Origin of the sequence: Corallibacter sp., assembly GCF_048381695.1 — a bacterium.
Lineage (GTDB): Bacteria > Bacteroidota > Bacteroidia > Flavobacteriales > Flavobacteriaceae > Corallibacter > Corallibacter vietnamensis.
This window is the reverse complement of the sequence record NZ_JBLXHI010000001.1, coordinates 640,707-652,950: the sequence shown is the minus strand read 5'-3', so window position 1 is coordinate 652,950 and position 12,244 is coordinate 640,707. Positions and strand designations below refer to the sequence as shown.

The following is a 12,244-nucleotide window of genomic DNA, read 5'->3' as shown; positions in this document are numbered from 1 at the left end:
ACTTTAAACCAAATAAAAAAAGCCGCAATTTTAAAATTGTGGCTTTTTTTTATTTACTAAAGATGCTTATTTACGATTTGTCATCTTAAATGTATCTGCACCCTTTTTTATTATTTGTATCTGCTTTTCAACCTCTTGAATTGTTCCTGAAATCACTTCTTCTTTAATGGTTGGTTTAGCTTGCTCATTAGCATAAGTATATGTTTTTACTATAGCCTTGGCTAAAACATTGTTTTCGTTAACTATCATCTCTACAAGTACTTTTTTTATAGTACCATCATTAGAGCTTACTTCAACTTCTTCAGAAGTTACTTTCATCTCACCCTCTAAAGCATGTCCTCCTAAAATTGGGGCAATAACCAACCCTACTAAACAAGTTAATTTAATAAGTATGTTCATTGAAGGTCCTGATGTATCCTTAAACGGATCACCAACAGTATCTCCTGTTACAGCAGCTTTGTGAGCATCAGAGCCTTTATAAGTCATTTCGCCATTAATTTCTACACCTGCTTCAAAAGACTTTTTAGCGTTATCCCAAGCGCCACCAGCATTATTTTGAAAAATCGCCCACATAACACCACTAACACATACACCAGCCATATAACCTCCTAAAGGTTCAGCCCCGAATAACAATCCTATAATAATAGGTGTAATAATGGTAATCAAACCAGGTAAAATCATTTCTTTTAATGCTGCTTTTGTAGAAATATCAACACATTTAGCATACTCTGGTGTTCCAGTTCCTTCCATAATTCCTGGAATCTCTTTAAACTGACGACGTACTTCCTGTACCATTTCCATAGCTGCTTTTCCTACTGATTGCATTGCTAAAGCGGAGAATATTACAGGAATCATACCTCCAACAAACAACATTGCTAAAACATCTGCTTTAAAAATATTAATACCATCTATTCCTGTGAATGTTACATATGCGGCAAAAAGCGCTAACGCGGTTAATGCTGCAGATGCAATAGCAAACCCTTTACCAACTGCTGCAGTTGTGTTTCCTACAGAATCTAAAATATCTGTACGCTCACGTACTTCTGGATCTAGTTCACTCATTTCAGCAACGCCACCTGCATTATCTGCAATTGGCCCAAAAGCATCAATAGCTAACTGCATGGCAGTAGTAGCCATCATAGCTGATGCCGCTAAAGCCACACCATAAAAACCAGCAAGTTCATAAGAACCATAAATAGCTGCTGCAAATAACACAACAGATGCAAAAGTAGATTTCATACCTACTGCTAAACCTGCTATAATATTAGTTGCTGCACCTGTAGAACTATTATTTACAATATCTAATACAGGCTTTTTCCCTAGACTTGTGTAATAAGCTGTTACTATAGAAATTAACGCACCAACAGCCAAACCTATACACGCAGACCAAAACACATTGATTGAAGGAACGGCTTTAGATCCTTCTCCAAAAAATTTCATATGTATTGTTTCTGGAAGCATCATATCTATAAAAAACCAGCTAGCTGCTAATGTTAAAATAATTGCAACCCAGTTTCCAGTATCTAAAGCTCTTTGAACTTGAGCTTCTTTTGCATTATTATTTGAAATTTTAACAAGAAATGTTCCTATAATAGAAGCTAGAATTCCGAAACCAGCAATAACTATAGGTAGTAATATAGGACCCATTCCATTAAAAGTATCAAGAACAACACCTGCTTCAGCCATATCTTTTATTAGGTAATTTCCTAAAACCATAGCCGCTAAAACAGTAGCAACATAAGACCCAAATAAATCAGCTCCCATACCAGCCACATCTCCAACATTATCTCCTACGTTATCTGCAATAGTTGCTGGATTACGAGGATCATCTTCAGGAATACCTGCTTCAACCTTACCTACTAAATCTGCACCAACATCTGCAGCTTTTGTGTAAATTCCTCCACCTACACGAGCAAATAGCGCTATTGATTCAGCCCCTAAAGAAAAACCAGCTAAGGTTTCTAGAACAATAGTCATATTATTATAAAATGAACCTTCATCTCCCATAAACTGCCCTAAAAAGAACATAAAAAATAAACTTAATCCTAAAACAGCTAAACTTGCAACACCAAGTCCCATAACTGTTCCGCCTCCAAATGACACTTTTAGAGCTTGCGGCAAACTTGTTTTAGCCGCTTCAGCAGTACGAGCATTGGCTTCAGTAGCAATACGCATACCTATATTTCCTGCCAATGCTGAAAATATAGCTCCAAATACAAATGCAGGAACAATCATCCAACTTGTTGTTTCTACAACTTGAGATATACCAAATAATGCTATTGACGCTATGATTACAAAAATAAAAAGGAGTCGATATTCTGCATTTAAAAATGCTAACGCTCCTTCTTTTATCGCTTTTGATATGCCTTGCATTTTTTCATTTCCTGCAGCTTGTTTCTTAACCCAAGACATCTTAACGAACATAAATAGTAATCCTAAAACGGCCAATATTATTGGCACAAAAATCATATTTGATTCCATATTTTTATAATTTGATTAGTTTGTATCCTAACAAATGTAACAAAATGGATTTACATTAAAAAGCCCTTACACTTCTATAGCGTAAGGGCTTTAATTTACTATATTACAAGCTTGTACTAGATTGTAAAGTTTCCGTTTGCTTTATGCTCGCTAGTTTCGTAGCGCTCTATACATTTGTCAAGTATTTGGTAAGCTTCTTTTGCATCGCCCCAACCACCAACGTCTACTTTCTTTTCTTCTAAATCTTTGTATACTTGAAAAAAGTGTTCAATTTCTTTAATTCTGTGAGGATTTAAGTCTTGAATATCATTATATCTATTCCAAATAGGATCAGAAACTGGTACACAAATTAGTTTTTCATCTGGCCCTTTTTCATCTGTCATATGAAAAACACCTATTGGCTTTACTTCCATAACACACATTGGGAATGTTGGTTCTGTTCCTAATACTAAAACATCTAGAGGATCTTGATCTAAAGCTAAAGTTTCTGGAATAAACCCATAATCTCCAGGGTACATCATTGATGAGAATAACATACGGTCAAATCGAATTTTCTTTAATTCAAAATCATATTCGTATTTATTTCTACTTCCTTTTGGTATTTCAATCAATACATCAAATGTTCCTTTTTCTGTTGGACTCATAGTTGGTATATATATTTTAATTATTTAAATCACTGTTTTTAAGGGCTGCAAAGATATGTAAGTCTTTGGGTTTGGGCAACAAAATAGAACCTGACTTTGATATATATTGAAAAAATAATACTGTTTTTAGCAATTATCAATCTTTTTTATTTTAAAAATCAAATCCAAAACTGCCTGTTACGCCAAATTTTCTAGCATTAGGATTATCTAGATAATTTCCCCTGAAGTTAAAATCCAATCTAAACACCTTAAAGATGTTTCCGATACCAAAACTGTATTCCCAATAAATTTCATCATTAGGAGCAACTAGAGGTATGTTTGAAGGTTGGTTAAGTAAGATATTTTCGTTTGATAAATCTCCCCAAACACCACGTAAACTCACAATCTCTCTTAAGTTTAGTTTTCTTAAAAGCGGTATTCTTGAGAATAGTCTACCATTAAAATTATGCTGTAAATGTAATGTGGCATAGGTATCTGTTACAAACTCATAAAAATCTAATTGAGAGAACGTATTATATATTGAAAAATACGATTGATTACCAGGAACGACACTTAAAAGCCCTAAAGGTACTTCTCCAAAAGTTTTACCGGCTTCTAATGTAGAATATAAAACACCAAAACCTCCTACTTGCCATGGCTGTATGTATGAGAATTGCACTTTGGTGTAATCAAAATCACTACTAAAAATCGTTTGGTCACCTCGACTAACTTGTGCAAATAATGTGGCAAAATAATCGTTAGCTTCATAGCGTTCAACACCATAACCTGTCATTTTTCTTTTTGGAAAATAGGATACAGAAAAACTGCTTTCGTACTGTTTTATTTCAGATGAAATTCCTGTAGGTGATGTAGCATCTATGTAGTCTAAACTAAATGTTGGCGAAGCAGATGATAATGTTCTAAAGTTACCGCTTACTCTAAATATAAGGTTTCTTACAGGTTCCATTGACAGTGCAAGACTACTTAATTCAATAGATGTTAACTTATCGTTTGTTCCTGTACCAACTATGGATGATGATGCCAGACTTCTTCCTAAAACATCTGTAGATGTGGTTAAACTGGCTCCTATTTGCTCTATATCTTTTCTATAACCTCCAGAAATTATTAAACGTGTTTTTTGATCTAACAAGAGTTTTCCTGAAATACCATATTTAAATTTTTGATCTTTAAACCCGTAAGCAGTAAACCCTTCTAGTCGCCATAAGTCGTTAGGTCCAAAATAGGTTCTTCCTCCGGTTCTTATGCGTAAACCTTCGACTTCGTTAAACCCAAATGTTGAAAAAATAGGTCCGTAATCAAAATTTAAATCATCAAACTCTATATAACCTGAAGCTAAAATGCTTCCTAAACTGTATAACTGTTTGAATTTTTTTACCGTTTTTAACGTGTCTAGCATTTTATAAATGCCCTTCTCGTCTTTGTTTAATTTTTCTAACCTATTTTTTTCCCAAAAGGCATCATCTCTATTGTAAGCATCGTCATTGTAACTAAAAACCTTTTCGGTATAAAACTTTTCAGGTTTAGGCTCATTAAAAACATAATCATTATATAAAGTGGTACGCTTACCATATATTCCTCTTGCTTTTTCTTTCTTTTGAAAAGAAAAGTCAGACATAAAATAATCTCGTTTTATTAAAAACACAGAATCATTAAGCACTTCAAATTCTTGTTCTATATAAATTTCTTTTACCCAGTTTATATTAGCACTTTTAGAGGCTTGCATATTAATTTCTTTAATAGCAAAGGTTGAGTCATTAACCCAAAAATCTCCTTTAAAAGTAAGTTCGTTTTTTCGTCTTGGGTAATAAATGATATTGTAACACCATTTGTTGTCTATAAATGCACTGTCTGACAAAACATAATTATAGGTGTTGATTCCTGTTTTTGATAATGGACTCACAAAACTTTTATCAAAAAACTTCAAATAGTTATCATAGATATCATAGTCTGAATACAAATCGTCTATAAAAGCTATTACAACTTGATTGTTATCAAAACCAGAATTTTTATTACCTTCTAATGTTTCTTTTTCTTTTTCTAAAATGTTATCGCCATAAACCTTACTTGCAGATTCATTAATAAACATTGGTAAATAGGTTTTACCTGTAACTTTTGAGGTATCTAGGTCTTCAAAAACAAACTCCATACCTTTAAAAAGTCTACTTTTCATTAAAGAACTATCTATGGTATTGAGGTCAAATTCTACTTTTTCATATTTATCATAAGCATATTGATCAAATTGTTTTAAGCCGTTTCTACGCTTACGTTCCCATATTTTTTTTAAAATAGCAATTGCAGGGTTTTCTTCGGCTTTTTTTGATTGCTTTCCTGTAACAATTACAACCTCTTGTAAAGCTGCCGCTTCTTCTTTGATATTAAAACGCATTTCATAATTAACACGTTTTTCTAGAGGATACTCTATGGTTTCATAACCAACAAAGGAGACTATTAGCGTTTCCCATGTTTCATCAGACTCTAAATAGAAACGCCCATTTTCATCTGTAATAGTTCCTTCAGAAGACGATTTAAATATAACATTTGCATAAGCAACTGGCTCATTGTTTTCATCAAACACATGACCGCTTACTTTGGTTTGGGCAAACACAGAGGCAAATCCGAGTAGTAAATATGTTATAAGTAGATTGTACTTCATAAGACAAAAAAACTTCATCAACAATAATATTGCCAATGAAGTTTAAATAACGTAAAAAAATATGAATTTATTTGTATAATACTTTTTTTACTGCTTTAACAACATCGTCGCTATTAGGTAACCATTCTTCTAATAATACAGGAGAATATGGCGCAGGTGTATCGGCTGTGTTAATTTTTACAATAGGCGCATCTAAATAATCAAACGCTTCTGATTGCACGATATATGTTAACTCTGTTGACACGTTTCCAAAAGGCCAAGCTTCTTCTAAAACTACTAACCTATTTGTTTTCTTTACAGACTCTAACACGGCTTCTTTATCTAAAGGACGTACGGTACGTAAATCTATAATTTCACATGAAATACCTTCTTTCTCTAATTCGTCAGCAGCTTTGTAAGCTTCTTTGATGATTTTTCCAAAAGATACAATTGTTACATCGTCACCCTTTCTTTTAATATCAGCAACTCCTAAAGGAATAATGTATTCTCCTTCTGGCACTTCGCCTTTATCACCATACATTTGCTCACTTTCCATAAAAATTACTGGATCGTCATCACGAATAGCAGATTTCAATAAACCTTTGGCATCATATGGATTTGAAGGCACAACAACTTTTAACCCTGGAGTATTAGCAAACCAGCTTTCAAAAGCTTGAGAGTGTGTTGCTGCCAATTGCCCTGCAGATGCTGTTGGTCCACGAAAAACAATTGGACACTTAAATTGGCCACCAGACATTTGTCTGATTTTAGCCGCATTATTTATAATTTGATCAATACCAACTAAAGAGAAGTTAAACGTCATGTACTCTACAATTGGTCTGTTACCAGTCATCGTAGATCCTACTGCTATACCTGCAAAACCTAACTCTGCAATTGGTGTATCAATAACACGTTTAGGACCAAATTCATCTAACATACCTTTTGACGCCTTATAAGCACCATTATATTCTGCAACTTCTTCACCCATCAAGTAAACGCTTTCATCACGGCGCATTTCTTCACTCATGGCTTCACAAACTGCTTCTCTAAATTGAATTGTTTTCATTTTTATTTATTTAATCGGAAAGCAAAAATAACAATATTTCGTAAAAGACATACGGGTTTTTTTTTATTTATCAATCTTGTAAAACCTTTGTGTTTTAGTAAGTGTGATTGAAATTCAAAATCACCTAACAATGTTAAATTATTCTCAAAAAAACCGCTTATTATTTTAATTTTAGATTAAAATTCATCTTTTTTCTCAAAAAAACATAAATTTATTATGCACGCATAGCAAATATTCGGATTAAAATATTTAACTTCGTAACCTAAAATTTAAGTTATTCAAATTATAAAATATAACAAATATGAAAATATTAGTATGTATTAGTCACGTACCTGATACGACTTCGAAGATTAATTTTTCAGATGGCGACACAAAATTTGACACAAATGGTGTACAATTCGTTATCAATCCTAATGATGAATTTGGTTTAACGCGTGCTATGTGGTTTAAAGAAAAACAAGGCGCAAGCGTAGATGTTGTAAATGTTGGTGGTCCAGAAACCGAACCAACACTTCGCAAAGCTCTAGCTATAGGAGCAGATACTGCTATAAGAGTTAACACAGAAGCTACAGACGGTTTTGCTGTAGCAAAACAATTGGCTAGTGTTGTAAAAAATGGTGGTTATGATTTAGTAATTGCTGGTCGTGAATCTATTGACTACAATGGTGGTATGGTTCCAGGAATGTTAGCTGGATTAACTAGTGCAAATTTTGTAAACAACTGTATTAGCCTAGAAATTGATGGAACTTCTGCAAAAGCAGTAAGAGAAATTGATGGAGGAAAAGAAACTGTATCTACAGCTTTACCACTAGTAATTGGTGGTCAAAAAGGACTTGTTGAAGAAAGTGACTTACGTATTCCTAATATGAGAGGTATTATGATGGCTCGTAAAAAACCTCTTAGTGTTGTAGAACCTGTTGATGCATCAGCTGAAACAGCTTCTGTTAAGTTTGAAAAACCAGCTCCAAAAGGTGCTGTTACTTTAGTAGATGCAGATAATGTTGGTGAATTAGTAAACCTACTTCACAACGAAGCAAAAGTCATTTAATTAACGTACAAAAAAGAAAAGATGTCAGTTTTAGTATATACAGAATCAGAACAAGGAAAATTTAAAAAAGTAGCGTTTGAAGTTGCTTCTTATGCAAAAGCTGTTGCAGACCAAATGGGAACAACAGTAACTGCAGTTACTATAAATGCTGATGACACATCAGCTTTAGGAAACTACGGCGTTGACAAAGTATTAAAAGTTAACGATGCTAGTTTAGATAAATTTAATGCCAATGCATATGCAAGCATTATAAAACAAGCTACAGAAAAAGAAGATGCCAAAGTTGTTATTGTAAGCTCAAGTGCAGACAGCAAGTATTTAGCACCTCTTTTAGCAGTAGATTTAAATGCAGGTTTTGCATCTAACGTGGTTGAAGCGCCTTCTAGCACTTCGCCATTTACAGTAAAACGTACTGCATTTACAAACAAAGCATTTAACATGACTACAATTAACTCTGATGTTAAATTAGTAGCAGTTTCAAAAAATGCTTTCGGATTAAAAGAAAATACTGCAAGTGCAGCTGCTGAAGATTTTTCAGCTTCAATCCCAGAAATAAAAGTACAAGTTGATGCTGTAGATAAAGTTACAGGTCAAGTTACTATTGCAGATGCTGAAGTTGTAGTATCTGGTGGACGCGGATTAAAAGGTCCTGAAAACTGGGGAATGATAGAAGAATTAGCAGATGTTCTTGGTGCTGCTACAGCATGCTCTAAACCTGTAAGTGATTTAGGTTGGAGACCACACAGTGAGCACGTAGGACAAACAGGAAAACCAGTAGCATCAAACTTATATATTGCCGTTGGAATTTCTGGAGCTATTCAGCATTTAGCAGGTATCAACGCTTCAAAAGTAAAAGTAGTTATCAACACAGATCCTGAAGCACCTTTCTTTAAAGCTGCTGACTACGGAATTGTAGGTGATGCTTTTGAAGTGGTACCAAAACTCATTGAGAAAATAAAAGAATTTAAAGCACAACAATAATTTTTTTTATAAATTGTATTGTTAAAGGACTGTTTGAATTTGGCTTAAATCATCAAATCTGTTAATTTCAGTTTGGTAAAGTCCTAATTTAAACAGTTCTTTGTGTTTTTAAATTTATGAGCTTAGTTCGTCTTAACATAAAGGGCATTTCGTACAGCCAAACTCAAAATGGCGCTTACGCTTTGATTTTAAACGAAGTAGATGGTGACCGTAAACTTCCAATAGTTATTGGTGCTTTTGAGGCACAATCAATTGCTATTGCATTAGAAAAAGAGATACGACCTCCAAGACCCTTAACACACGACCTTTTTAAAAATTTTTCAGATCGTTTTGACATAATTGTCAAACAAGTCATCATTCACAAACTTGTTGATGGCGTTTTTTATTCTAGTTTAATTTGCGAGCGTGATAAAATTGAAGAAATTATCGATGCACGTACTAGTGATGCTATTGCCCTTGCGCTTCGTTTTCAAGCACCTATATTTACTTATAAAAACATTCTTGACAAAGCAGGTATTTATCTAAAAATAAACCCTGAAAAAGAAAGTCCTGCAAATGAAGACAGCATTTTGGTAGATGATTTAATTGCTGAAGAAGTAGAAACAGGAAACCCTCAAGAACAGTTTAAAGGTAAAACACTTGAAGAATTACATAACCTTCTAGATGAAGCTGTTGCTAATGAAGACTATGAAAAAGCAGCAAAAATAAGAGACGAAATCTCTAAACGTTAACTAACTTTCTAAAACAAATGAAACATTTTTTACTAGCGATTACTGCTATTTTTTTTGGATTAACATCATCCGTATTCGCTCAAGACATAGAAAAAAAATGGCATGTTGAAGCTGTAGCTCAAACATTTAATGATTCTCTTGCAACAATAAAAAAATCTGACACTTTAACTCTTAATGATAGTGCTTTTAAAATCACCAACCACTCTAGCACAAAGGCAACTGGTGATTACATGTATCAAAACAGCTTACTTATCGCTTATTACGCCACGCCAAAAGAGCATACAGTACGCTATAAAATTAAAGACCTAACAGATTCTACACTAGTTTTAACAACTAAAAACACAACATATACGCTTTCATCAGTAAAAAATTTAGATGACGTTGCAGCAACAACATTAAGTAAATCTGAAGATACGATTATTCCTAGTCAAGGATTTTCTATGCAGAGTCTTGCCAGAGGAGCTTTAGGAATGCTCGTGCTTTTATTAGTTTCTTTTATACTAAGTAAAAATCGTAAAGCTATTAACTGGAAAACCATAGGTTTTGGTTTAGCCGCACAATTATTACTGGCTATTGGTGTTCTTAAAATTCCTTTTGTTCAAAAATCATTTGAATTTGTTGGAAAAATATTTGTCAAAATATTGGAGTTCACACAAGCTGGTAGTGAGTTTTTACTTGGCGGCATGATGGACGTAGAAAGTTTTGGATTCATTTTTGTTTTTCAAGTATTACCAACCATTATTTTCTTTTCAGCGCTTACCTCTCTATTATTTTATTTAGGAGTTATACAAGTAGTTGTAAAAGGCATGGCTTGGGTTTTAACAAAATTACTAGGTATCTCTGGTGCCGAAAGTTTAAGTGTAGCTGGTAATATCTTTTTAGGTCAAACAGAAGCACCATTAATGATAAAAGCCTATTTAGAAAAAATGACTAAATCTGAAATACTATTAGTTATGGTTGGCGGTATGGCCACAGTAGCTGGTGGTGTTTTAGCGGCTTACATTGGTTTTTTAGGCGGTGGTGATCCTGAATTAAAAGTTTTTTATGCAAAACACTTACTTACAGCCTCTGTAATGGCAGCTCCTGGAGCCATTGTTATTTCTAAAATGTTATATCCTCAACAAGCAAAAATAAATTCGGAACTAGAAGTTTCTCAAGAAAGTATTGGTTCTAATATTTTAGATGCTATTGCTACAGGAACTACTGAAGGCTTAAAACTAGCAGCAAATGTTGGAGCAATGCTACTTGTATTTGTAGCCTTTATTGCTATGATAAATTATGGGTTTGGTAAACTAGGTGGCATTGTAGGTTTAAACACATGGATTGCCCAAAACACGCCATATACGGCATTTTCTTTAGAGTTTATTTTAGGATACATATTTGCGCCATTAATGTGGCTTATAGGTGTCGCTAAAGAAGACATGGCGCTTATGGGACAATTACTAGGTATTAAACTAGCAGCTAGTGAATTTGTAGGATATATTCAATTAGCAGAATTAAAAAACGCATCAAGCATTATGCACTTAAAGTTTGAAAAATCTATTATAATGGCAACTTATATGCTATGTGGATTTGCAAACTTTGCCTCAATAGGTATTCAAATTGGTGGTATTGGATCGCTAGCTCCTGGCCAACGAAAAACACTTTCTGAATTTGGATTGAGAGCATTAATTGGAGGAACAATTGCATCCTTATTATCAGCGACTATAGCAGGAATGATTATAGGATAAGCAGTTAATAACTTTTTATATCATTTAAGGGTTATATCATTTTGATTTAACCCTTTTTTATATTTTTATTTTTTCAGAAAAAGCAAAAATCATGAAGCAATATTTAGATTTAGTAAAGCATGTTTTAGAACACGGCAATGAAAAAGGAGATCGCACAGGCACTGGAACAAAAAGTGTTTTTGGTTACCAAATGCGATTTGATTTAAGCGAAGGATTTCCTATGGTAACAACTAAAAAGTTACACTTAAAATCTATTATTCATGAGTTATTGTGGTTTTTAAAAGGAGATACCAATATTAAATATTTAACTGATAATGGCGTACGCATTTGGAATGAATGGGCTGACGAAAAAGGAGATCTTGGACCTGTTTACGGACACCAATGGCGTAACTGGAATAGTGATGAGATTGACCAAATAAAGGAAGTCATTGAAACCCTTAAGAACAACCCAAATAGCAGACGCATGCTAGTTTCTGCTTGGAACCCATCAGTATTACCAGATACATCAAAAAGTTTCGGTGAAAATGTAGCCAACAATAAAGCTGCTTTACCACCTTGCCATGCTTTTTTTCAATTTTATGTAGCTAACGGAAAATTATCTTGTCAATTATATCAACGCAGTGCTGATATTTTTTTAGGAGTTCCTTTTAATATTGCATCTTATGCGTTACTAACAATGATGATGGCACAAGTATGTGGTTATGAAGCAGGAGATTTTATACACACATTTGGAGACGCACATATTTACAGCAATCATTATGAGCAATTAGAGTTACAATTATCCAGAGAACCAAGACCGCTTCCTAAAATGCAATTGAATCCTGAAGTAACAGATATTTTCGACTTTACTTTTGATGATTTCACATTAGTAGATTACAATCCGCATCCACACATAAAAGGTGCTGTAGCTATATAAACTTGCATCTCATTT

9 protein-coding genes are annotated in these 12,244 nt (G+C 33.7%); 5 read left to right on the top strand and 4 right to left on the bottom strand.

All coding sequences use genetic code 11. From position 1 onward, the window contains the following. Positions 1 to 66 precede the first annotated feature (66 nt). The 4 genes from ACN5J3_RS03030 to ACN5J3_RS03015 all read right to left on the bottom strand — a co-directional run bounded on the left by ACN5J3_RS03030 (position 67) and on the right by ACN5J3_RS03015 (position 6,823). On the bottom strand, positions 67 to 2,481 hold the full coding sequence (locus ACN5J3_RS03030; RefSeq protein ID WP_418510720.1) for a sodium-translocating pyrophosphatase: 2,415 nt from the start codon (positions 2,479 to 2,481) through the stop codon (positions 67 to 69). Positions 2,482 to 2,597: 116 nt separating this feature from the next. Continuing rightward, the gene (locus ACN5J3_RS03025; protein WP_344728061.1) at positions 2,598 to 3,125 is read right to left on the bottom strand and encodes an inorganic diphosphatase; all 528 of its coding nucleotides are present in this window, start codon (positions 3,123 to 3,125) and stop codon (positions 2,598 to 2,600) included. A 151-nt stretch (positions 3,126 to 3,276) separates the two neighbouring features. Further along, the gene (locus ACN5J3_RS03020; protein ID WP_417291337.1) at positions 3,277 to 5,778 is read right to left on the bottom strand and encodes a DUF5686 family protein; all 2,502 of its coding nucleotides are present in this window, start codon (positions 5,776 to 5,778) and stop codon (positions 3,277 to 3,279) included. Between the two features lie 67 nt (positions 5,779 to 5,845). Further along, a complete protein-coding gene (locus ACN5J3_RS03015) occupies positions 5,846 to 6,823 on the bottom strand; it encodes a pyruvate dehydrogenase complex E1 component subunit beta (RefSeq protein WP_417291338.1) in 978 nt (325 codons plus the stop codon). Positions 6,824 to 7,124: 301 nt separating this feature from the next. Here ACN5J3_RS03015 and ACN5J3_RS03010 point away from each other — a divergent pair, with 301 nt between their 5' ends. The 5 genes from ACN5J3_RS03010 to ACN5J3_RS02990 all read left to right on the top strand — a co-directional run bounded on the left by ACN5J3_RS03010 (position 7,125) and on the right by ACN5J3_RS02990 (position 12,229). Further along, positions 7,125 to 7,871 carry an electron transfer flavoprotein subunit beta/FixA family protein gene (locus ACN5J3_RS03010; RefSeq protein WP_417291339.1) on the top strand — a complete coding sequence of 249 codons (747 nt, stop codon included), beginning with the start codon at positions 7,125 to 7,127 and terminating at the stop codon, positions 7,869 to 7,871. A gap of 21 nt (positions 7,872 to 7,892) precedes the next feature. Continuing rightward, positions 7,893 to 8,852 (top strand): electron transfer flavoprotein subunit alpha/FixB family protein, encoded by a 960-nt coding sequence (locus ACN5J3_RS03005; protein ID WP_344728050.1) that lies wholly within the window; start codon positions 7,893 to 7,895, stop codon positions 8,850 to 8,852. A gap of 116 nt (positions 8,853 to 8,968) precedes the next feature. Continuing rightward, positions 8,969 to 9,583 (top strand): bifunctional nuclease family protein, encoded by a 615-nt coding sequence (locus ACN5J3_RS03000; RefSeq protein WP_344728045.1) that lies wholly within the window; start codon positions 8,969 to 8,971, stop codon positions 9,581 to 9,583. A gap of 17 nt (positions 9,584 to 9,600) precedes the next feature. Continuing rightward, the gene (locus ACN5J3_RS02995; protein WP_418510719.1) at positions 9,601 to 11,313 is read left to right on the top strand and encodes a NupC/NupG family nucleoside CNT transporter; all 1,713 of its coding nucleotides are present in this window, start codon (positions 9,601 to 9,603) and stop codon (positions 11,311 to 11,313) included. Positions 11,314 to 11,404: 91 nt separating this feature from the next. Further along, complete coding sequence (locus tag ACN5J3_RS02990) at positions 11,405 to 12,229, top strand: thymidylate synthase (RefSeq protein WP_418510718.1); 825 nt, start codon at positions 11,405 to 11,407, stop codon at positions 12,227 to 12,229. Positions 12,230 to 12,244: the final 15 nt, after the last annotated feature.

Bases quoted from the DNA above. Each gene is read 5' to 3' on its own strand.
- ACN5J3_RS03030 (WP_418510720.1), bottom strand. From the start codon at position 2,481: ATGGAATCAAATATGATTTTTGTGCCAATAATATTGGCCGTTTTAGGA.
- ACN5J3_RS03025 (WP_344728061.1), bottom strand. From the start codon at position 3,125: ATGAGTCCAACAGAAAAAGGAACATTTGATGTATTGATTGAAATACCA.
- ACN5J3_RS03020 (WP_417291337.1), bottom strand. From the start codon at position 5,778: ATGAAGTACAATCTACTTATAACATATTTACTACTCGGATTTGCCTCT.
- ACN5J3_RS03015 (WP_417291338.1), bottom strand. From the start codon at position 6,823: ATGAAAACAATTCAATTTAGAGAAGCAGTTTGTGAAGCCATGAGTGAA.
- ACN5J3_RS03010 (WP_417291339.1), top strand. From the start codon at position 7,125: ATGAAAATATTAGTATGTATTAGTCACGTACCTGATACGACTTCGAAG.
- ACN5J3_RS03005 (WP_344728050.1), top strand. From the start codon at position 7,893: ATGTCAGTTTTAGTATATACAGAATCAGAACAAGGAAAATTTAAAAAA.
- ACN5J3_RS03000 (WP_344728045.1), top strand. From the start codon at position 8,969: ATGAGCTTAGTTCGTCTTAACATAAAGGGCATTTCGTACAGCCAAACT.
- ACN5J3_RS02995 (WP_418510719.1), top strand. From the start codon at position 9,601: ATGAAACATTTTTTACTAGCGATTACTGCTATTTTTTTTGGATTAACA.
- ACN5J3_RS02990 (WP_418510718.1), top strand. From the start codon at position 11,405: ATGAAGCAATATTTAGATTTAGTAAAGCATGTTTTAGAACACGGCAAT.